This window comes from Streptomyces sp. NPDC048637, assembly GCF_040650675.1.
Taxonomy (GTDB): domain Bacteria; phylum Actinomycetota; class Actinomycetes; order Streptomycetales; family Streptomycetaceae; genus Streptomyces.
On sequence record NZ_JBEZHQ010000010.1, the window covers coordinates 113,640 to 134,759 of the forward strand.

Annotated in this window: 18 protein-coding genes; 14 read left to right on the forward strand and 4 right to left on the reverse strand. The window is 70.6% G+C overall.

Annotated features, from left to right (window positions below; genetic code table 11):
- From AB0C46_RS15830 to AB0C46_RS15840, 3 genes are read right to left on the reverse strand one after another with little or no spacing between them, the layout of a single operon-like run.
- Complete coding sequence (locus AB0C46_RS15830; protein ID WP_362828379.1) at positions 1-1,158, reverse strand: acyltransferase; 1,158 nt, start codon at positions 1,156-1,158, stop codon at positions 1-3.
- Positions 1,155-2,510 carry an alpha-2,8-polysialyltransferase family protein gene (locus AB0C46_RS15835; RefSeq protein ID WP_362828380.1) on the reverse strand — a complete coding sequence of 452 codons (1,356 nt, stop codon included), beginning with the start codon at positions 2,508-2,510 and terminating at the stop codon, positions 1,155-1,157. The genes AB0C46_RS15830 and AB0C46_RS15835 overlap by 4 nt, the downstream gene beginning before the upstream one ends.
- Positions 2,510-3,487 carry a glycosyltransferase family 2 protein gene (locus AB0C46_RS15840; RefSeq protein WP_362828381.1) on the reverse strand — a complete coding sequence of 326 codons (978 nt, stop codon included), beginning with the start codon at positions 3,485-3,487 and terminating at the stop codon, positions 2,510-2,512. Before AB0C46_RS15840 ends, AB0C46_RS15835 begins: the two co-directional genes overlap by 1 nt.
- A 187-nt stretch (positions 3,488-3,674) precedes the next feature.
- On the opposite strand from AB0C46_RS15840, the gene AB0C46_RS15845 reads away from it, so the two are divergent.
- The 14 genes from AB0C46_RS15845 to AB0C46_RS15910 all read left to right on the forward strand — a co-directional run bounded on the left by AB0C46_RS15845 (position 3,675) and on the right by AB0C46_RS15910 (position 19,642).
- Positions 3,675-5,015, forward strand: coding sequence for a DUF6716 putative glycosyltransferase (locus tag AB0C46_RS15845; RefSeq protein ID WP_362828382.1), 1,341 nt, complete (start codon positions 3,675-3,677; stop codon positions 5,013-5,015).
- 32 nt (positions 5,016-5,047) lie between these two features.
- On the forward strand, positions 5,048-6,349 hold the full coding sequence (locus AB0C46_RS15850) for an acylneuraminate cytidylyltransferase (protein ID WP_362828383.1): 1,302 nt from the start codon (positions 5,048-5,050) through the stop codon (positions 6,347-6,349).
- A 55-nt stretch (positions 6,350-6,404) separates the two neighbouring features.
- Entirely contained in the window at positions 6,405-7,331 is a 927-nt protein-coding gene (locus AB0C46_RS15855; RefSeq protein ID WP_362828384.1) for an N-acetylneuraminate synthase family protein, read from the forward strand.
- Between the two features lie 31 nt (positions 7,332-7,362).
- Positions 7,363-8,571 carry a hypothetical protein gene (locus AB0C46_RS15860; RefSeq protein WP_362828385.1) on the forward strand — a complete coding sequence of 403 codons (1,209 nt, stop codon included), beginning with the start codon at positions 7,363-7,365 and terminating at the stop codon, positions 8,569-8,571.
- A 151-nt stretch (positions 8,572-8,722) separates the two neighbouring features.
- Positions 8,723-9,997, forward strand: coding sequence for an amidohydrolase (locus tag AB0C46_RS15865; RefSeq protein WP_362828489.1), 1,275 nt, complete (start codon positions 8,723-8,725; stop codon positions 9,995-9,997).
- 349 nt (positions 9,998-10,346) lie between these two features.
- A complete protein-coding gene (locus AB0C46_RS15870; RefSeq protein ID WP_362828386.1) occupies positions 10,347-11,378 on the forward strand; it encodes a BMP family ABC transporter substrate-binding protein in 1,032 nt (343 codons plus the stop codon).
- Between the two features lie 217 nt (positions 11,379-11,595).
- Positions 11,596-13,152, forward strand: a complete 1,557-nt coding sequence (locus AB0C46_RS15875) for an ABC transporter ATP-binding protein (protein ID WP_362828387.1) — start codon at positions 11,596-11,598, stop codon at positions 13,150-13,152.
- 23 nt (positions 13,153-13,175) lie between these two features.
- The gene (locus tag AB0C46_RS15880; RefSeq protein ID WP_362828490.1) at positions 13,176-14,318 is read left to right on the forward strand and encodes an ABC transporter permease; all 1,143 of its coding nucleotides are present in this window, start codon (positions 13,176-13,178) and stop codon (positions 14,316-14,318) included.
- Entirely contained in the window at positions 14,315-15,595 is a 1,281-nt protein-coding gene (locus AB0C46_RS15885) for an ABC transporter permease (protein WP_362828388.1), read from the forward strand. Before AB0C46_RS15880 ends, AB0C46_RS15885 begins: the two co-directional genes overlap by 4 nt.
- A complete protein-coding gene (locus tag AB0C46_RS15890; protein WP_362828389.1) occupies positions 15,592-16,011 on the forward strand; it encodes a cytidine deaminase in 420 nt (139 codons plus the stop codon). The genes AB0C46_RS15885 and AB0C46_RS15890 overlap by 4 nt, the downstream gene beginning before the upstream one ends.
- A 464-nt stretch (positions 16,012-16,475) precedes the next feature.
- Positions 16,476-16,598, forward strand: a complete 123-nt coding sequence (locus tag AB0C46_RS15895) for a hypothetical protein (protein WP_362828390.1) — start codon at positions 16,476-16,478, stop codon at positions 16,596-16,598.
- A gap of 12 nt (positions 16,599-16,610) precedes the next feature.
- Positions 16,611-17,474, forward strand: a complete 864-nt coding sequence (locus AB0C46_RS15900; protein ID WP_362828391.1) for a hypothetical protein — start codon at positions 16,611-16,613, stop codon at positions 17,472-17,474.
- Between the two features lie 198 nt (positions 17,475-17,672).
- Positions 17,673-18,950 (forward strand): thymidine phosphorylase, encoded by a 1,278-nt coding sequence (locus tag AB0C46_RS15905; protein ID WP_362828392.1) that lies wholly within the window; start codon positions 17,673-17,675, stop codon positions 18,948-18,950.
- Positions 18,951-19,048: 98 nt separating this feature from the next.
- Positions 19,049-19,642: a Uma2 family endonuclease gene (locus AB0C46_RS15910; RefSeq protein ID WP_362828393.1), complete on the forward strand. Its 594-nt coding sequence runs from the start codon at positions 19,049-19,051 to the stop codon at positions 19,640-19,642.
- A 72-nt stretch (positions 19,643-19,714) separates the two neighbouring features.
- On the opposite strand, the gene AB0C46_RS15915 is transcribed toward AB0C46_RS15910, so the two are convergent.
- Positions 19,715-21,028 (reverse strand): MFS transporter, encoded by a 1,314-nt coding sequence (locus tag AB0C46_RS15915; RefSeq protein ID WP_362828394.1) that lies wholly within the window; start codon positions 21,026-21,028, stop codon positions 19,715-19,717.
- Between the last annotated feature and the right edge of the window lie 92 nt (positions 21,029-21,120).

Below are 21,120 nucleotides of genomic sequence, written 5' to 3' on the forward strand. Positions count from 1 at the left end.
TCAGCGACGCGGGTCGATCGACCGCTTCAGAACGGGCGTGAGCGGGCGCTCTATGAAGCGGTGCAGCACCCAGGCGAGCAGCAGCATCAGCCCCACGGTCAGCATCAGCGTGGCGTACGAGGGCAGTCCGGCGCCGCGGTGCAGCGCCCGCACCACGACCCAGCCCAGATGCTCGTGCACGAGGTAGAAGGGGTAGGTCAGCGCGCCGGCCACGGTCAGCCAGCGCCAGTTCGCCCACCGCAGCTTGCCCAGGGCGACCGCCGCGACCAGGGCGAAGCCGAGGGTGACAACGGCGATGATGCCCGCCGTCGAGCGGTAGGAGAAACCGCCGGCCGACGGTGCGTGCCACAGGGCGGCGACCGCGTAATGCTGGCCTATCAGCCAGCTGACCAGCACTATCGCCCAGGCGATCGGATCACGGGCACCGTAGCGGTGCAGCAGGTACAGACCGATGCCGCCGATGAAGAACGGGGCGTGCTCGGGCATCAGGACGGTGTCGAGGAAGGGCTCGTGGGCGGCCTGGGCGAGCGCGGCGGCCAGCGTCCAGCCCGCGCAGAAGAGCACCACCCGGCCGCGGGTGGCGCCCGGCAGGACGACACAGAGCGCGAAGAGCGCGTAGAAACGCATCTCCGCCCAGAGGGTCCAGCACACGCCCAGCACCCGGTCCGCACCCAACGGCAGCTGCAGCATGGTCAGATTGGTCAGTACGTCGCTGGGCGGCAGCGCCTTGTAGGCGACCCAGGGGAGCGCGAAGACCGCGCTGACCAAGAGGACCGCGACCCAGTACGCCGGATAGAGGCGGGAGACCCGCGAGGCGATGAAGGCCCGCAGCGTCCGCCCCCAGCCGCTGAGACAGATGACGAAGCCGCTGATCACAAAGAAGATCTGGACGCCCAGACAGCCATAGGCGAACAGCGGTGCCGCGGTGGGGAATTGCTGGGCCGGCGAACTGCCCCAGGCCTGCGCAATCTCGCCGCTGCGCCCCCCGAAGTGGTACGCGGCGACCATCAGGGCGGCGAGCAGCCGCAGCCCGTCGAGGGCGCGCAGCCGCGACGCACCGGTGCGGCTGCGCCCCCGTATCGCGGGCTGCGGTGTGGTGGTGACGGGATCCGGCGCGGCGGGCGGCGCGGCGGTCGTCAGCTGGGTGGTGGTGGTCATCCGAACGCGGCCCGCTTCTTCAGCCGCCGCTGCACCGCACGCGCCCGGCGCGCCACCCTGCGGACGGTCGCATTGCGCGGAATGAACGACAGCTGCGATGGGATCGCCCCGGGCAGCGCCAGCGCGGTCAGCCGGCGGCGCTTGAAGTAGCGCCGGGTGACCGGGTCGAGATGCGCCGCCAGATAGCGCTCGGCGGCCGGCCGCAGCTCCGGATAGATCTGGTGCTGCATCGCATAGCCGACCGCGGTGACCAGGCCCTCGACGCTCTCGGCGGTGGCATGGGCCCGTGGCCGCTCGCTGCGGTCACCCAGGTCCGGCACCAGCGCGTCCACGATCGTGACCGGCATCCGGTTGCTGTTCTGGTACGGCGCCAGCCGCTCCAGCAGCAGTCCGGTGCCGGTCCGCGCCGTCGGCAGCCCGTAGAAGGTGGCGGCCGTCAGCAGCGCGGTGGAGAAGCAGCCGACGACCAGCGCGGGCCGCATCCGCTGGTAGAGCACCTCGGCCAGCACCGGGCTGTCCAGCACCGTCAGTGCGATGTCCAGCTTCTCGGCCTCCCGCTCCAGCAGCCGCGACCAGCGGGCCGGGGCGGACGGATGCGGTTTGAAGACGATCTCGCGGTGGCCGCGCTCGACGGCGCCGCGCACCATCCGCACATGCAGCTCCTCTTCCTCCTCCGGAGTGAGGATGCCCAGCGCGGAGAGGTACTGGCCGAGCAGCAGCGCGCCGCCCTCCGGGACCGCCACCTCGCCGCTGGTGTCGGAGAGTTCGGACAGTACCTTGGTGAAGGCGTCGGTCGGCACGGTGTGCGGCGCGACGTCGAACTCGGTGAGCAGCAGCGGCGTCAGGCCCGGCACCAGGTCCAGATGCAGCAGCCGGTTGATCCGGGTGCCGATCAGCGGATCGAGCTTGTTGCGGGTGGGGCCGTAGCTCATCAGACCGTCGGCGTAGACATCGATCGGCGCGTCGGGGAACAGCTGCGTGAGTGCCAGCGCCGGGTTGACCTGGATGGACTCCACGACCAGCTCGACGCGGTCGTCGCCCAGGCCCCACAGCAGCCGCAGATGCCGCTCCCACAGCGGGACGTCGTCCGAGCGCGGCGACCAGCCGCCGGGGTGGAACGGGCTGATCGTCTCGTTCCACGACAGCACCCGGTCGAAGCGGCCGCGCAGCCGCTCGAAGCCGGGCATGGTGTCCAGCGACGCGGTGGTCTCCGGGGTCGTCGCGTTGTTGCTGAGCAGCAGCAGCCGGCGCCCGGCCGGGGCGAAGCAGTCGGCGTCCAGCGCCGCGGCGAGCGTCGCCGCGCCGTAGAGCGTGGACGCCATGAAGATCTGGGTACGCGGTCGGGTGGACATCAGGCGGCGACCTCCGCGGGGACGGGGCGACGGCGCAGTCGCCGCAGCCGGGACGCGCGCTGCACATCCATCGAATCCAGGGCTTCCTTCAGTACGTCCTGCGGCATGCGTTTCATGGCCGCGGCGCTCATCGCTCGCAATTTACGGGCGACCTGCGGTTCGAAACGTTCGATCGAACCGAGATGGTGGGAAATGATCGCGCAATAAGTGCGCACCGCCTTCGGCAGCAGAAGATCGGCATCGCGGTCCTGCGCCGTTTCCTCGATCACCTGATCGAAAGCGCGAATGAAGTCCAATTGCCGCACATCGCCGATCTGCGTCAGGGAAGATGCCACACCGCGCCGGTAGAAAACGCCGAGCATTCCGACCACCGCCATGGACTGTGCCTCGCGGTGCAGCCGCCAGATCCACGGCCGGTCCTCAGCGGTGCGCAGGCCGTCCTTGAAATGCAGTACCCCGTCGTCCAGCAGCCGGCGGTGGTACATCCCGGCCCAGGCGAAGGCGTAGTCGACGGAGGTGGAGCGGTCGGCGGGCAGGATCACCTCGCGCGGGTCCATCACCACCCCGCGCCGGCCGTGCGGGACCCGGTGGACGCTGCGCGCGCGGGCGGTGCACTGGACATGGTCGGTACGGACGAAGTCACACCCCAACTCCGCAATCGTGGCGAGGAGTTCGGGGTAGTAGCCGGGAGCCAGCCAGTCGTCACCGTCCAGGAAGGTGACGTACTCGCCGCGAGCCTCGTCCAGACCGGTGTTGCGGGCGGTGGCCAGGCCGCCGTTCTGTGCGTGCCGCAGCAGTCTGGCGCCCGGCAGCTCGCGCTCGGCGCGCGCGAGAATCTCCGGGGTCTCGTCGCGCGAACAGTCGTCGACGAGCAGGAATTCAAAGTCCTCGCGGGCATTGGCCGCCAGGCTTTTCAGGGTGTCGGGCGCGTATGTCTGCACGTTGTAGAACGGCACGATGACGGAGAGCTTAACCACCCCGGTGACGTTAGGCGCGCAGACGGCATTCGTCTTTACCGGGTGCAGGCCTCAAGGTGAACGAAGAATGGCGGGATGGTTAACCAGGCCGACTATCGGGCCGGTTCGCCATTCGTCGACCCGCTGTTAACCCTTTGTTGCGGCCCAGTTGGCCCGTCCAACGAAATGGCTTCCTAGCGTCTTGGACGTGCCATCACGTACCAACTCTTCGCCGCGGGTCGCCGTACTCGCCGACTCGGATACCCGGTGGAAATGGGGCGCTTTGACAGCGTACCGAATCCAACCGGACATCCGGCTCGACGGCTACCTTCTCCGCGGCCGCGCCACTCCCACGGTCCGCCAGCTCGACGAGGTCGGCGCCCGTGCGGACTCGCTGCGCGAAATCAGGGGCGTCGACTTCCTGGCGCGGATGCAGGAAGGCGTCCGGTCCCCCGACCGTACGCGCTACGACGTCATCGTGCTGGCCTGTGTCGGCGGAGCGGTGCAGGCGATGCTGCACGGCCTCGCCCGCGCCTGGCGCGGCGCCGACACCCGCCCCGTCGTCGTCACCGGCTATGTCGGGGTCGTCTACGAGAAGCTCGCCGACGGGCTGCTGCTGCGGCACGGCGCGGATGTCGTCCTCGCCAACTCCCGGCACGACGCGGACCGGTTCCGCGAGGTGTACCGCGGGGTCGGCGCCGACGACGGCAGCGTCGTCGAATGCGCCCTGCCGTTCCTCGGCGGCGCGCGCTACACCGGCCCGAACAGCCCCTACACCGTGGTGTTCGCCGCCCAGCCCTCCGTCCCGGAGAGCCGCGCCGACCGCACCTACCTGCTGCGCAGAGCGGTCGAGCACGCCCGCCGGCACCCGGACCGGGAGGTGCTGATCAAGCTCCGCAGCAAGCCGGGCGAGCACACCACCCACATCGAGGAACTGCCCTACCAGAAGCTCGCCGCCAAGGCCCCCGGCGGACTCCCCGCCAACTGCCGCCTGGTGTACGGCAACATGGGCGAGGTCCTGGACCGCACCGACCTGATGGTGACGGTCAGCTCGACCGCCGCCCTGGAGTCGCTGCACCGCGGCATCCCCACCGCCGTCCTCACCGACCTCGGCGTCCGCGAGGTCCTCGGCAACCACCACTTCCTCGGCTCCGGCTGCCTCGCCTCCTGGGACGAGCTGGACGCCGGACACCGCCCGGAGCCCGACGCCGACTGGCTCGCCCGCCAGGGCGTCGCCGCCGACGGGAACTACGAGCAGGCCTTCGACGCGGCCCGCGCCCGGGTCACCGCGCTGCGCACCGCCGACCGGCTGCCGCCGCTCACCCCGTACTACACAGCCCGCACCGCCCCCGGCTACCTCCCCGGCATCCTCGCCCGGCACGGCCTGGACCCGCACGGCGAGCCGATCGCCGGCCACGCCGACGCCCCCGAGGAGACCGGCGGACTGCGCCGGGTCGCCCGCGAGACAGTCCGCGAGGCCGCCCGCGGCGCCTATCGCCACGGCGTCCAGCGCGTCGCCCCCGCCATCCGCCGCTGGGGGCAGCTGTGACCACCCAGGCCAGCTCCCGGAAGGAGCCCGACATGCCGACCGACCCGCAGAGCAGCCCGCCGACCGTGGTGGCCGTCATCCCCGCCCGCGGCGGATCCAAGGGCGTGCCCGCCAAGAACCTCGCCGCCGTCGGGGGAGTGCCCCTGGTGGCCCGCGCGGTCCGGGAATGCCGCGCCGCCCGTCTGGTCACCGATGTCGTGGTGTCCACCGACGACGCCGGGATCGCGGCCGCGGCCCGCGGCGCCGGCGCGGTCGTCATACGGCGCCCCGGCGACATCGCGGGTGACACCGCCACCAGCGAGGCCGCCGTCCTGCACGCCATGGACGCCTACGAGGCCGAGCAGGGCGCCCGGGTCGACGCGGTGCTGCTGGTCCAGTGCACCAGCCCGTTCATCGTCCGCGAGGACATCGACGGGGTCGCCGCCGCGGTCGTCGAGGGCGGCGCCGACAGCGCGCTGACCGTGGCACCGTTCCACGGCTTCGTCTGGCGAGCCGACGACGGCACCGCCGACGACGCGGTCATGGGCGCGGGCGACGCCGGCCGCCGGGCCGCCGCCACGCTCCCCGCGCAGTCCACCGCCACCGCCCCGGCCACCGTCACCACCGCCGGCGGTTACGGCGTCAACCACGACAAGTCCTTCCGGCCGCGCCGCCAGGACCGCCCCCAGGACCTGCTGGAGACCGGCGCCGCCTACGCCATGGACGCGGCCGGCTTCCGCACCAGCGGCCACCGCTTCTTCGGGCGCACCGAGCTCGTCCGCACCGACCCGGCCCGGGTGCTGGAGATCGACGATCCGCACGACCTGGCCCGCGCCCGCGCGCTGGCACCGCTGCTGGACGCCGCGCGCCCCGGGTCCCTCCCGGCCCTCGACGACATCGACGCCGTCGTCCTCGACTTCGACGGCACCCAGACGGACGACCGGGTGCTGATCGACGCCGACGGACGGGAGATCGTCGCGGTCCACCGCGGCGACGGCCTCGGCATCGCCGCCCTGCGCAGGGCGGAGCTGAAGCTGCTGATCCTGTCCTCGGAGACCAACCCGGTCGTCGCCGCACGGGCCCGCAAGCTGCAGGTGCCCGTCCTGCACGGCATCGACCGCAAGGACCTCGCCCTCAAGCAGTGGTGCGAGGAAGCGGGCATCGCGCCCGAGCGCGTGCTCTACGTCGGCAACGACGTCAACGACCTCCCGTGCTTCGACCTCGTCGGCTGGCCCGTGGCGGTCGCCGGGGCGCACGACGTGGTGCGCGGCGCGGCCCGCGCCGTCACCGCGACGCCCGGAGGCAGCGGCGCGATCCGAGAGATCGCCGGCTGGCTCCTGGGCCCGTCCCTGTAACCCACCCAGACCCCACCCCCGCACACCCCCTGATCAACGCGAAGGAACCCTCCCCATGAGCAACAACTCCCGCCTCCGCACCCTCGGCTCCCGCGAGGCCGGCCCCGGCCGCCCCGTCTACGTCACCGGCGAGATCGGCATCAACCACAACGGCGACCTGGAGAACGCGTTCGCGCTGATCGACGCCGCCGCCGACGCCGGCTGTGACGCGGTGAAGTTCCAGAAGCGGACCCCGGAGATCTGCACCCCGCGCGACCAGTGGGACATCGAGCGCGACACCCCCTGGGGCCGGATGACCTACATCGACTACCGCCACCGTGTGGAGTTCGACGAGGACGGCTACCGCGCCATCGACGAGTACTGCAAGAAGCGCGGCATCGCCTGGTTCGCCTCCCCGTGGGACGTCGAGTCCGTCGCCTTCCTGGAGAAGTTCGACGTGCCCTGCTACAAGGTCGCCTCCGCCTCGCTCACCGACGACGACCTGCTGCGCGCCATGCGCGCCACCGGCCGCACCGTCATCCTCTCGACGGGCATGTCCACCCCCAAGCAGATCCGGCACGCCGTCGAGGTCCTGGGCAGCGAGAACATCCTGCTCTGCCACGCCACGAGCACCTACCCGGCCAAGGCCGAGGAGCTCAACCTCCGCATGATCAACACCCTGCAGGACGAGTACCCGAACGTCCCGATCGGATACAGCGGCCACGAGACCGGTCTGCAGACCACCCTCGCCGCGGTCGCCCTCGGCGCCACCTTCGTCGAGCGCCACATCACCCTCGACCGTGCCATGTGGGGCTCCGACCAGGCCGCCTCCGTCGAGCCCGGTGGCCTGACCCGCCTGGTCCGCGACATCCGCACCATCGAGGAGTCCCTCGGTGACGGCGTCAAGAAGGTCTACGAGAGCGAGCTCGGCCCGATGAAGAAGCTGCGCCGTGTCACCGGCGTGGTGGCCGAGGCCGAGGCCGCCGAGCCGGCCGCCGTCTGACAGCCCGGCCGACGAACCGACGGGAGCCACGGTGAGCTCACCTGAAGGGACCCGCGCCGTGCCCGGTACGCCCGGCGACGAGGTTCCGCCCCCGGAGACGACGGGTTCTCCCGCCCGTCGTCTCCGGGGGGTGCCCCGGCAGCGCAAGCGGACCGCACGCTCCGGTGAGCCGCGTGCGGCATCCCGGGACAGCGGCACCCTCGCATTCGTCGAGAGCCCGGTGCAGCTGCTGAACGTCCTGGAATGGGCGCACACGGCACAGGCCGCCGAGCTCACCGTCGTCGTGCTCTCCCCGCACGACCCGATGACCCGCGGCCAGCTGCGGCGGATGGCCGAACTCGCCCGCGACGAAGGCCATACGGTGCGCTGGGAGGAGGCCCGCGGTGGTCCGACCGCGCCGATGCGCACCATCGGCGGCCTCACGCCGCTGCTGCGCCGCGCCCGCCGCGTCGTCATCGGCGACCCGTTCTCCCGCTACGTCCAGCTGCTGCTCTCCCTCACCAGGGCGCGCGATCTGGTCGTGGTCGACGACGGCACCGCCACCATGGAGTTCATCTCCCAACTCGCCCGCGGGGAACGGCTGGTGCGCTGGCACCGCAACGGCAGCGGACGCGGCGCGCGGGACCTGGTCTTCGCGCCCTTCTCGGCCACCGCCCGGCGCCGGCTCACCCCGGCCCCCGAGGGCGGCCGGCGCACCGTCGGCCTGTTCAGCTCGATGCCCGTCGAGGCACCGCCGGGCGTCGAGGTCACCACCAACGAGTTCGCCTGGACCCGCGGCCGCTTCGGCCCGCCCCGGCTCACCCGCGCCGCCGACATCGTCGGCACCTCGCTGGTGGAGACCGGCGTCGTGGACGCCGACCGCTATCTGGCGGCGGTGGGCACCCTGGCCCGTACGCACAGCGCCACCCGCTACTTCGCGCACCGCAAGGAGAGCACCGAAAAGCTGCGCCGCCTCGTGGCCGAGACCGGCCTGGAGGTCGTACGGCCCGATCTGCCGCTCGAACTGATCGCCCGCCGCGGCCCCGTCGGACGGCTGATCGTCAGCTTCCCCTCCACCGTGGTGCACACCCTGCCGCTGGCGCTGCTCGGTACGGAGGTCAAGGTCGCGGTCTGTGACATCGATCCGGAGTGGCTGACGGCCAACGCCTCACCACGGGCCCAGGGTTTCCTCGACGGGGTCACGGGCACCGCCCGCGACGTGCAGCGACTGCCGTTCACCCAGCGGATGGCCACCGGATGAAGGAGCGCGGGAAGCCCTACTGCATACCCGTCGCATAAACCGTCCATGCGCCGAGCGGCCTAGATTTTCTTCCCCTAACGGGCTGAACTTTTGTTGATCGAAGGACAGTTGCCCCATCGGGACCCGTAACCTTCCACAGGTGAACCACGTGATGTCCCGAGAGGTCAGCGCCGCCCGTACCCCCGCCGGGGATCAGCTCCCCGGTGCCCTTCCCGAGGCGCTCCGCGCCGAACTGAGCGCCTTCCGGCGCGACTTGCACCGGCATCCCGAACTCGGCAACCAGGAGTTCCGGACCACCGCGGCGATCAAGGAACGGCTGGAGCGGGCCGGTCTGCGGCCCCGGGTACTGGCCACCGGCACCGGCCTGATCTGTGACATCGGTACGCGGGACGCCACGGCCGACGGGCGGGACACCAAGGCGGACCGGCGGGCCGTCGCGGCCGCCCCCGACCGCCCCCTGCTGGCGCTGCGGGCGGACATCGACGCCCTGCCCATCCCGGACACCAAGACCGCCGACTACGCCTCGACGGTCGCCGGCCGCGCGCACGCCTGCGGCCACGACGTGCACACCGCCGTCGTCCTCGGCGCCGGTCTGGTCCTGGCCGAGCTGGCCCGCGCCGGCGCCCTGCCGCGCCCCGTACGCCTGCTCTTCCAGCCTGCCGAGGAGATCCTGCCCGGCGGCGCCTCCGACGCGATCGAGTCCGGCGCCCTGGAGGGCGTCGGCCGGATCCTCGCCGTCCACTGCGACCCGCGCGTCGACGCCGGCCGGATCGGGCTCCGTACGGGAGCGATCACCTCGGCCTGCGACCGGCTGGAGGTCGAGCTGGACGGCCCCGGCGGCCACACCGCCCGCCCGCACCTGACCACCGACATGGTCACCGCCGCGTCCCGGGTCGCCCTGGACGTACCGGCACTGCTCGCCCGCCGGGTCGACGCCCGCGCCGGTCTGGCCGTCACCTGGGGGCGCCTGGCGTCCGGACACGCCTGCAACGTCATCCCGCAGCACGCCGAACTCTCCGGCACCGTCCGCTGCCTCGATCTCGACGCCTGGCGGCAGGCCCCCGACCTGGTCCATGCCGCGATCGACGAGGTCGCCGCCCTCCACGGCGCCAAGTCGCAGATCACCTACGTCCGCGGGGTGCCGCCGGTGGTCAACGAGCCGCTCACCGTCCAGCTGCTGCACTCCGCGATGGCCGCCCGCCGCGGCGAGGGCGCCATCGAGGACACCGAGCAGTCCCTCGGCGGCGAGGACTTCTCCTGGTACCTCGAACACGTCCCCGGCGCCATGGCCCGCCTGGGCGTCCACCCACCCGCCGACCCCACGCACCGGGACCTGCACCGCGGCGACTTCGACGTGGACGAGCAGGCGATCAAGGTAGGCGTGGAACTCTTCACGGCGGCGGCGCTTCTGGAGGGAGATCTCTAGGAGCGCTGTTCCCAGCCGTCCAGCAAAACCTCCGGCCCGCCGGCGAGGAAGCGGTGCAGGGCGCTGGCGGTGGTGCCGACTGATCCCCACAGCCTCCTCGGCCGCCCTCCTCGCCGTGCTCAAGATCCACCGCATATAACAGACCACCGACCGCAAAGCACGCATATCGCCCCGTTCCGGCTGCTTGCCGGGACGGGCTTCGCATATCGCCCGCCCGTGTTACGTCCAGGTGCCCTACGCCTCGAATCGATAACGTCCACGCAGTGGAGGGTTTTGCGCCAGGTCTACGCGCGTTAATCTCCCGACAAGCCAGCGCCAATGGGGGCGCTTAGAGCGAAGGGAAGGCCCCGTGCGTCGGGTCATCAGGATTGCCGCCGCGGCCACCGCCACCGCGGGCCTCGCGCTCACCGCCACTGCGTGCGGTCAGAGCTTTGCCGAGGCCAATCGCGCCAAACACGCGGGGGTCGGGCTGGCCTTCGACATCGGCGGCCGGGACGACCACTCGTTCAACGAAGCGGCCGCCCGTGGTGTGGAGAACGCGACCAAGAAGCTGGGCGTCGACGTCAAGATGCTCACCGCCAAGAACGGCGAGACCGAGGCGGACCGCGAGCAGCGGCTCACCTCCTTCGCCGAGGCCGGCTACAACCCGGTCATCGGCGTCGGCTTCGCCTACAGCCAGTCCGTGCAGAACGTGGCCAAGGACTTCCCCGGCACCACCTTCGGTGTCGTGGACGCCGTGCCGGAGGGCAAGAACGTCGATGCGATGGTCTTCGCCGAGCACGAGGGCTCGTATCTGGCCGGCGTCGCGGCTGCGCTGAAGAGCAAGAACCACAAGGTGGGCTTCATCGGTGGCGTGAACAACGCGCTGATCCAGAAGTTCCAGGCCGGCTTCGAACAGGGTGCCCGCGACACCGACCCGAAGGCCAAGATCACCTCGCAGTACCTGTACCCCAACAACGACAAGGGGTTCAACGACCCAGCCGCCGCCAAGGCCAAGGCCGGCGGCATGCTCGACAGCGGTGTCGATGTGATCTACACGGCGGCCGGGCAGTCGGGCGCGGGGACCATCGAGGCGGTCAGCAAGGTCAAGGGCGCCTGGGCGATCGGCGTGGACTCGGACCAGTACCAGCAGCCGGGCCTGGCCCGCTACAAGGACCGGATCCTCACCTCGGTCGTGAAGAACGTCGATGTGGCCGTGTTCGACCTGATCAAGAGCGTCGAGGACGGTAAGCCGCTGACCGGCATCCACGCCTACGACCTCAAGCACAGCGGTGTGTCGCTCGCCACCTCGGGCGGGTTCATCAAGGACATCCAGTCGCAGATCGATGCGGCCCGGAAGAAGATCATCGAGGGCAAGGTGAAGGTCAAGGAGACGCCGTAGCCCGGGACCACCGCCATCCCGGGGCGCCGCAGCGCCGGACCCCGGGGCGAGCCCACGTCCCCCTTGAGACCTTCCGGTCCCTGACTTTCCGTCCTTTCCGCTCCTTCATCCCCGAGGGGAGTGCGCCATCAACGCAGCATCCACGAGCAGCGGTCCCGCCGTCCCGGACGCCCCCGCTGTAGAACTCCGCGGAATCACCAAAAGGTTCCCCGGCGTCGTGGCCAACCACGACATCCATCTCACCGTGCGCCGCGGCACCGTCCACGCCCTGTGCGGCGAGAACGGTGCCGGTAAGTCCACCCTGATGAAGATCCTCTACGGCATGCAGAAGCCGGACGAGGGCACCATCGCGCTGGGCGGCGAGCAGGTCACCCTGCACACCCCGGCCGACGCCATCGCCCGCGGCATCGGCATGGTGCACCAGCACTTCATGCTCGCCGACAACCTCACCGTCCTGGAGAACACCGTTCTCGGCGCGGAGAAGCTGCACGGCATCGGCGCCGGCGCCCGCGCGAAGATAAAAGAAATCTCGGACGCGTACGGACTGCACATACGGCCCGACGTCCTGGTCGAGGACCTCGGTGTCGCCGACCGCCAGCGGGTGGAGATCCTCAAGGTCCTCTACCGCGGCGCCCGCACCCTCATCCTCGACGAGCCGACCGCCGTCCTGGTCCCGCAGGAGGTCGACGCGCTCTTCGACAACCTGCGCGAGCTCAAGTCCGAGGGCCTGACCGTCATCTTCATCTCGCACAAGCTGGGCGAGGTGCTCTCGGTCGCCGACGACATCACCGTCATACGGCGCGGCACCACCGTGGCCTCGGTCGAACCGTCCGGGACCACGCCCAAGCAGCTGGCCGAGCTGATGGTCGGCAGCGAACTGCCGTCCCCCGAGACCCGCGAGTCGACGGTCACGGACGAGGAGATGCTCCGCGTCAGCGAGGTGCATCTGTCCGCGACCGACTCCGACGGAGTGGTCCGCACCGTCCTGGACGGCATCTCCTTCACCATCCACAAGGGCGAGGTCCTGGGCGTCGCCGGTGTCGAGGGCAACGGCCAGGCCGAGCTGGTCGAGGCCGTCATGGGCACCCGCCGTCCCGACCGCGGCACCCTCACCCTGGACGGCAAGGACTTGTCCGGGGCCTCCACCCGCGCCCGGCGCGAGGGCGGCATCGGCTACATCCCCGAGGACCGCCACCGCCACGGTCTGCTGCTGGAAGCCCCGCTGTGGGAGAACCGCATCCTCGGCCATGTCACCGAACGCCCCAACAGCAAGGGCAAGCTCCTCGACATCCCCGGCGCCCGCAAGGACACCGAGCGCATCGTCGAGGAGTACGACGTGCGCACCCCAGGCATCGACGTCACCGCGTCCTCGCTCTCCGGCGGCAACCAGCAGAAGCTGATCGTCGGCCGCGAGATGAGCCACCACCCCAAGCTGCTGATCGCCGCCCACCCCACGCGCGGGGTCGACGTCGGTGCGCAGGCGCAGATCTGGGAACAGATCCGCGAGGCGCGCCGCGAGGGCCTGGCGGTGCTGCTGATCTCTGCCGACCTGGACGAGCTGATCGGGCTGTCCGACACCCTGCGGGTGATGTACCGGGGCCGGCTGGTCGCGGACGCGGACCCCGCCGTCATCACCCCGGAGGAGTTGGGCTCCGCCATGACCGGTGCCGCCAGAGGCCACCTCAGTGCGTCGGAAGACGGTGCGCCGGAAGACGGCGCGCCCGAAGACGGTGTGTCGCACGACGCCGGTGAGCAGGAGGGGGACGAGCAGTGAGCACCTCCACCAAGAACCCCACCGTGGACGCCATCGCCAAGAGCGCCACCCGGGACAAGGTGATCCTGGCGATCGCCGCACCCGTCCTGGCCATCGTCGCCGCGATAGTGATCTCGTCCCTGGTCTTCCTGGCGTCGGGGGAGAACCCCTTCCGCGCCTACGGGATCATGGCCGATTACGGTCACTACAGCGACAGCCAGGTCTGGATCATCAACAAGGCGGTGCCGTACTACCTTTCGGCGCTGGCGGTCGCCATCGGCTTCCGCATGAACCTCTTCAACATCGGCGTCGACGGCCAGTACCGCCTCGCGGCGTTCGCGGCCGCGGCGGTCGGCGGCGCCATCGCGCTGCCCGGCGCGCTCCAGATCATCCTGCTCATCGTCATCGCGATGCTGGTGGGTGCCATCTGGTCGGGCATCGCGGGTCTGCTGAAGACCACCCGCGGCGTCAGCGAGGTGATCACCACGATCATGCTCAACGCGATCGCCGCCTCGATCATCGGCTACTTCCTGCAGGACGGCCGCCTCGCCATCAAGGACGGCAACCTCCTGCACACCAAGTTCCTCCCGGAATCCAGCCACTTCTTCTCCTTCCCGACCCACCCCAAGCCGGTCTACGGCTTCGTGGTGATCGCGATCCTGGCCGGCGCGCTGTACTGGTTCGGGATCAACCGCACCCGCTTCGGCTTCGACCTGCGCGCCGTGGGCGCCTCCGAGCCGGCCGCCGAGGCCAGCGGCGTCAGCGTCAAGCGCATGGTCCTGTGCAGCATGCTGCTGTCGGGCGCCGCGGCCGGTCTGGTCGGTATGCCCACCCTGCTCGGTGAGTCCTTCCAGTACGGCACGGACTTCCCGGCCGGTATCGGCTTCACCGGTATCGCCATCGCACTGCTCGGCCGCAACCACCCCATCGGCATGGCCTTCGGCGCCCTGCTGTGGGCGTTCCTCGACCGCACCGGCTCCCGGCTGGAGTTCGAGGGGTACGCCCAGGAAATCGTCGGCGTCATCCAGGGCGTCATCGTCCTGTGCGTGGTCATCGCCTACGAGATCGTGCGCCGTTACGGGCTGAGCCTGCAGCAGCGCAAGGTCGGCGAGGAGCTGGCCGCCCTGTCACGCACGAACAACGCCGACAAGTCTGACAAGAGCGACAAGCCGGAGGTGTCGGCGTGAGTACGGACCTCAAGACCGCGACGAAGCTCGCGGTCCCCGGGAAGGGGGGCCGGCGCAAGCTGACCTACCCCTGGATCCTGCTGATCATCGCCATCGGCCTGGTCGCCGTCGCCGTCCTCCGGGCCATCACCGGCACCGCGGACCTCACCTCCACCGGACAGTTCGGCGCCGCGCTGAGCGCCGCCGTGCCGATCGGCCTGGCGGGACTGGGCGGACTGTGGTCCGAGCGGGCCGGCGTGGTCAACATCGGCCTCGAAGGCATGATGATGCTCGGCTCGTTCGCGGCCGGCTGGGTCGGCTGGCAGCACGGCCCCTGGGCGGCGGCCGCGGCCGGCATCATCGGCGGCGCGCTCGGCGGACTGATCCACGCCATCGCCACCGTGACCTTCGGCGTCGACCACATCGTCTCCGGTGTCGCGGTCAACATCCTGGCCCTGGGCGCCACCCAGTACCTCGCCACGCTGTGGTTCGGCCAGGAGGGCAGCGCGGCCATGCTGGCCGGCGGCAACGACAAGCAGTCGCCGCCGATGCCCGACATGCCGACGTTCACCGTCCCCGGCCTGTCGGACGCGCTGAACACCCTGGAGGGCCACCACTGGTTCCTGGTCTCCGACGTCGCCGGCATCCTCGGCGCGGCGGTCACCAATGTCTCCTGGCTGACCCTGCTCACCATCGGCCTGTTCATCGGCACCTTCTACGTACTCTGGCGCTCCTCGTTCGGACTGCGGCTGCGCTCCTGCGGCGAGGCCCCCATCTCGGCCGAGTCCCTGGGCGTCAACGTCTACTCCTACAAGTACGCGGCGGTGCTGGTCTCCGGAGCCCTGGCCGGCCTCGGCGGTGCCTTCCTCTCCATCGGGGTGCACTTCTACCAGGACGGCCAGACGGGCGGGCGCGGCTACATCGGTCTCGCCACGATGATCTTCGGCAACTGGCGGCCGGGCGGCGTCGCGATGGGCGCGGGCCTGTTCGGCTTCATGGACGCCATGCAGCTGCGCAGCGGCGGCCCGACCGTCCATGCGCTGCTCCTGGGCCTGGCGGCGCTGCTCGCGGTGCTCGCCCTGTTCCGTCTGCGTGCCGCCAAGCGCACCCAGGCCGTGGTCGCCGGCATAGCCGCCGCCGTCCTGGTCATCTGGTACGCCCTGGCCGACACCGTTCCGCTCGAACTGGTCGAGGCGAGCCCCTACATCGCCACCCTGCTGGTGCTTGCCCTCTTCTCCCAGCGGCTGCGGCCGCCGAAGGCGAACGGCAAGCCCTACCGCCGAGGACAAGGCACATGACACCACCGGTGCCGGTCGACTGGACCGCACTGCGCGCGCAGGCCCGGGACGCCATGTCCCGGGCCTACGCCCCGTATTCCGGCTACCCCGTAGGCGCCGCCGCCCTTGTGGACGACGGCCGCACCATCACCGGCTGCAACGTGGAGAACGCCTCGTACGGCCTCTCCCTCTGCGCCGAATGCGGCCTGATCTCGGCCCTGTTCGCAGGCCGGTCCGACAGCGGCGGCCCCGCCCCCCGGCTGACCGCCTTCACCTGCGTGGACGGGGCGGGCGACCTGCTCGTCCCCTGCGGCCGCTGCCGCCAACTGCTGTACGAGCACGGGGGGCCCGAGCTGCTGGTCGACACGGCGGCCGGCGTCCGCCCCCTGTCGGAGTTGCTGCCGGACGCTTTCGGGCCGGGGCATTTGAGGGGGTGACGGGGGCGGTGGGCCGCTGCCCCCCTCGGGCGATCACTGTGGCCGTCAGCGTGTCATCGGCAGGCGGGCGCACCGCGGTTGCGCCATGACGGCCTCCGACAGCCCGGACCGACTCGCCGGGTCTGCCGGCGCCGCCCCGGCCCCTCGTGACTCCGGCGCGTCGACCGCCGCCAGGAGAACGCCGGCCGGTTCCGGGACGAAAAGTCTGTGGTCGTACGCCTTCAGGCTCGTGGCCGATGTCCGCGAAGTTCGTGGCGGAGAAAGTTTCTGAACCACGGTTCCCGCAACAGAAAATTCAATGCACCGCAGTCTTTCGGGGAATTCGTGGACACGTCGTTGCGTCGCTTCGTTGAATTGCCGCACAGCCGATTTGAGAATCGGCGCCGAGCATATTCACGACAGTGCGATCGGCTATTGGCCGACGCTGGACAGAAAGCACGCCAATGACGAGACCGAGTACGGATATGACACGAGGTGGGCGCACGGGCAGACGCTTGGCGCTCGCCGCCACGCTGCTCGCCGGCGCCTCGGTGACCGGCGATACCACCAGCCCGGCCGCTTGGTTCAAGCGGCTGAAGGCCGCGTAGGAGAGGCGCGTCATGACCACTGTGAAAAAGCCGGAAGGCCGCACCTCCCTCTACCGGGCACTGATCACTTTCGTTGCGATGATCTCCGTCGCGGGTGTCACTCTCGTGGGGGCCGGGAGTCCCGCACAGGCGCTGAGGAACAGTGACGGCAAGGTCGAGATACACCAGAAGGACCTGGACGCCAGCAGAAAGCCGCCGGGCGTCGTCTATCGCGGGGAACCGATTGTCCAGGGATCCACCCGCGATCCGAACGAGGTGTTCCGCGACGGATTCACCTCCAGGGGGACGAACTACGACCTGCCACGTCACCTGCACGGGGGCAGCCAGCACCAGGACTCCGGCTACATCAGCACCAGCGCCAACCCCGACCCGGCACAGACGTTCGCCCTGCAGCCGACGGGCAACATCCGCACCAACGAGGACGGGACGAGAACCGAGGTCTACGAGGGCTGGGTCTATGACATCCGCGGGCAGGGCAACATGATCTACCTTCCGGACCAGATCACCCCGGGCTCCCCCCTCGGTCACTTCCGCAGCCAGGAGGAATGGGCCGCGATCCGGCACATCAACGCCGAGGACATCATCCAGGCGACCCGCTACCGGCAGGAGGTCACGACCGACGCCACCGGGCAGCGGCGCCGCGGCGCGATCGAGCAGCGCGGCCGCCTGGTGAACCCGAACGCCAACGCGAACGGGAACGGTTACGACCCGGACGGCGACAAGGACGCCAAGTGGAACGCCCAGGTGGAGGTCGGCCTGACCGCTCCCCATTCTCCCCGCAACCTGTGCGCGGGCGCGTCCAGCGGAGACAAGAACAGCACGCACGAAGAACTGAAGAAGCGTTCGATCGATTGCAAGGACCTGGAGCCGAAGTAGGGACGAAGCGAACGCGTTGAACCCGGTGAGGGGTTCCGAGCCCCATGGCTCGGAACCCCTCACTCATGTCCGGACGCCGCGACCGGACACCGCGCACCGCCCCCTGGGACCGCCCCCAGGGAGTGGTCGCCCGGAGCCCCTGGCCACCCCGGCATCTATGCGTGTAGAACGTACCTACCCGTTCGAAAGGAACCGTCCATGGACGTCATCTCCGTCATCCGTACCAAGCGCGACCGCGGCGAGCTGACCCCCGCTCAGATCGACTGGGTCATCGACGCCTACACCCGCGGCGAGGTCGCCCACGAGCAGATGTCGTCCCTGGCGATGGCCATCTTCCTCAACGGCATGAACCGTACGGAGATCGCCCGCTGGACGGCCGCGATGATCAACTCCGGTGAGCGCATGGACTTCTCGTCCCTGCCCCGCCCCACTGCCGACAAGCACTCCACCGGTGGCGTCGGCGACAAGATCACCCTCCCGCTCGCCCCGCTCGTCGCCGCCTGTGGCGCGGCCGTCCCGCAGCTCTCCGGCCGCGGCCTGGGTCACACCGGCGGCACCCTCGACAAGCTCGAAGCGATCCCCGGCTGGCGCGCGGCCCTCTCCAACGCCGAGATGCTGGACGTCCTGCGTGACGTCGGCTCGGTCATCTGCGCCGCCGGCGACGGCCTCGCCCCCGCCGACAAGAAGCTCTACGCGCTCCGCGATGTCACCGGCACCGTCGAGTCCACCCCCCTCATCGCCTCCTCCATCATGTCCAAGAAGATCGCCGAGGGCACCGGCTCCCTCGTCCTGGACGTCAAGGTCGGCTCCGGCGCCTTCATGAAGGACCTCGACAACGCCCGCGAACTGGCCTCCACGATGGTCGAGTTGGGCACCGACCACGGGGTGAAGACGGTCGCCCTGCTCACCGACATGGCCACCCCGCTCGGCCGGACCGCCGGCAACGCCCTCGAAGTCCGCGAATCCGTCGAGGTGCTGGCCGGCGGCGGCCCCCAGGACGTCATCGACCTCACCCTCGCCCTGGCCCGCGAAATGCTCGACGCGGCCGGCCTCAAGGACGCCGACCCGGCCAAGGCGCTGGCCGACGGCTCCGCCATGGACCACTGGCGCCGGATGATCGCGGCCCAGGGCGGCGACCCCGACGCGGCCCTCCCCGTGGCCCGCGAACAGCATGTCGTCACCGCCGCCTCCTCCGGCACCCTCACCACCCTCGACGCCTACGCTGTCGGCCTCGCCGCCTGGCGCCTGGGCGCCGGCCGCGCCCGCAAGGAGGACCCGGTCCAGGCGGGCGCGGGTGTCGAACTCCACGCCAAGCCCGGCGACCCCGTCACCGCAGGCCAGCCCCTGCTGACCCTGCACACCGACACCCCGGAGAAGTTCGCCTACGGCCTGGAGGCGCTGGACGGCGGTGTCCTCGTCGGTCCAGAGGACGCGGCGTTCGCCGCCACTCCGGTGGTGCTGGAACGTATCTCCTGACCTGCGGTTTTCCCGTATGGGTGAACGGGATCGGTGGACCAGCACCGGTCCCGTTCGGCATGCTGGGGTCGGTGACGTACCGATAGAGGGAGCACACCATGGCAGCGGTCATCGCTGAGCGCCCCCACCCTGCCGATGATTCCGGCTGGGAAGAGGCACTGAGGGTCTGGGAGCGGACGAACGCTCCGGAGGGCTGCAAGGTGGAGATCATCGAGGGGATCGTCACCGTGGCACCACCGCCGGAGAGCGACCACAACGACACCGCGGACGAGCTGCAGCGCTTGCTGTACACCGTCATCCCGCGGGACTGGGGGATCTACCAGACCCAGGGGCTGACCGTCCCCGGCAGGCACGGGTTGTTCGTTCCCGATCTGGCCGTCATCCCCAAGAAACTGCTGCCGCGCCCGCGTGAGCGCCGGACAGCTGATGTGGCTCAGCTCATCGTTGAGATCACCTCTCGTTCCAACGCGAATCATGACCGCATCGAGAAGTTGAACGGCTACGCCGCAGCCGGTGTCCCCCTGTACCTGCTGTTGGATCCCTGGCACTCCGGAAAGCCGACCGCAACGCTGTACGGGGAGCCGGCGGGCGGTTTGTTCCGTGTGCTCGAGACCGTGAAGTACGGGGATGAGATGCATCTCCCTGCGCCGTTCGAGGTCACCCTCGACACGGCACTCTTCCCCGTCGGCTGAGGGAGCTGACGACGAAGGGCCCGCCCCACCAGGACAGGTGGCAGGACGGGCCCTTCGGACTGCGGGGTGGCGTTACGCGGCCTTCTCCAGGTGGAGGAGGCGGCGTTCGGCCACGGCCTTGCGGGTGGCGTAGAGGGTGATCGAGGCGGCGCCGAGCATCGCGGCGAGGCCGAGGAGGACGGTGCCCTCCCAGCCGACGGCGTGGAAGGCGGCGGCGCCGAGCGCGCCGCCCAGGCTGCTGCCGACGTAGTACGCGCACTGGTACAGCGCCGACGCCTGGGCGCGCGCCGTCTTGGCGGTGCGGCTGACCGAGGAGGAGGCCACCGCGTGGCCCGCGAAGAAGCCGGCGGTGATCAGGATCAGGCCCGCCAGCACCGCGCCCACCGAAGCGGAGAGCGTCAGCAGCAGACCCGTGGAGGTGGTGCCGACGGCCAGGTACAGGGCGCCGCGGCGGCCGGTCCGGGCGACCAGCTTGCCGGCCGCGGCCGAGGAGACCGTGCCGACCAGGTAGATCACGAAGATCGAACCGACGATGCCCTGCGGGAGGTTGAACGGTTCGGAGACCAGGCGGTAGCCGATGACCGTGTAGACCGCGCCGAAGACCGTCATGAACAGCCCGCCGATGGCGTAGAGGCGGCGCAGCAGCGGGTCGGCCAGGTGGCCGCCGAGCGTACGGGCCAGCGCCCGCGGGCCCACCGAACGGGGCGCGAAATGCCGGGCCTTGGGCACCAGCAGCCGGAAGGCCACCGCGCACACCACGGCCAGCACACCCACCGCGGCGAGGGCCGCCCGCCAGCCCCAGGCCTGGGCGACCCAGCCGGTCACGATCCGGCCGGACATCCCGCCGATGCTGTTGCCCGCCACGAACAGTCCGATGGCCGCCACCAGCGCCTTGGCGCGTACCTCCTCGGCCAGGAAGGCCATCGCCGAGGCCGGCAGCCCGGCCAGTGCGACGCCCTGGATGCCGCGCAGCGCGATCAGCGCACCGAGCGACGGGGCGAACGGCACCAGCATCGCGAGCAGCGCGGCCACCGCGAGGGACCACATCATCAGTGTGCGCCGGCCGAAGCGCTCGGAGACCGCGCTCAGCGGGATCACACCGAGGGCCAGGCCGAAGGTCGCCGCGGACACGGTCCAGCTCGCCTGGTCCGGGCTCACCCCGAGGTCCACGGAGATCGCGGGCAGCAGGGCCTGCGTGGAGTAGAGGAGGGCGAAAGTGGCCACTCCGGCGGCGAAGAGGGCGAAGCTCATCCGGCGATAGCCGGGGCCGCCCGGCCGCAGCTTGCCCGCTTCGGGGTCGGGCGCGGCGGCGGAGGTGTCAGTGGACGACGGGGGAGAGGCGGCCGCACGGTCGGTGACGGACGCCCCGGTATCAGCGGGAGGCATGTTTCGAAGGTAGGCGCACGCGTTTCATGCGTCCAATGCATGGAAACGGCATAATCGATGCTGTGGCACATGATCGCAGGTCGCAAGGGCCG

Excerpts from the sequence above, each read along its gene's own strand:
- AB0C46_RS15830 (WP_362828379.1), bottom strand. The coding sequence starts at position 1,158 with ATGACCACCACCACCCAGCTGACGACCGCCGCGCCGCCCGCCGCGCCG.
- AB0C46_RS15835 (WP_362828380.1), bottom strand. The coding sequence starts at position 2,510 with ATGTCCACCCGACCGCGTACCCAGATCTTCATGGCGTCCACGCTCTAC.
- AB0C46_RS15850 (WP_362828383.1), top strand. The coding sequence starts at position 5,048 with ATGCCGACCGACCCGCAGAGCAGCCCGCCGACCGTGGTGGCCGTCATC.
- AB0C46_RS15855 (WP_362828384.1), top strand. The coding sequence starts at position 6,405 with ATGAGCAACAACTCCCGCCTCCGCACCCTCGGCTCCCGCGAGGCCGGC.
- AB0C46_RS15865 (WP_362828489.1), top strand. The coding sequence starts at position 8,723 with ATGTCCCGAGAGGTCAGCGCCGCCCGTACCCCCGCCGGGGATCAGCTC.
- AB0C46_RS15890 (WP_362828389.1), top strand. The coding sequence starts at position 15,592 with ATGACACCACCGGTGCCGGTCGACTGGACCGCACTGCGCGCGCAGGCC.
- AB0C46_RS15895 (WP_362828390.1), top strand. The coding sequence starts at position 16,476 with ATGACACGAGGTGGGCGCACGGGCAGACGCTTGGCGCTCGCCGCCACG.
- AB0C46_RS15900 (WP_362828391.1), top strand. The coding sequence starts at position 16,611 with ATGACCACTGTGAAAAAGCCGGAAGGCCGCACCTCCCTCTACCGGGCA.
- AB0C46_RS15905 (WP_362828392.1), top strand. The coding sequence starts at position 17,673 with ATGGACGTCATCTCCGTCATCCGTACCAAGCGCGACCGCGGCGAGCTG.
- AB0C46_RS15910 (WP_362828393.1), top strand. The coding sequence starts at position 19,049 with ATGGCAGCGGTCATCGCTGAGCGCCCCCACCCTGCCGATGATTCCGGC.
- AB0C46_RS15915 (WP_362828394.1), bottom strand. The coding sequence starts at position 21,028 with ATGCCTCCCGCTGATACCGGGGCGTCCGTCACCGACCGTGCGGCCGCC.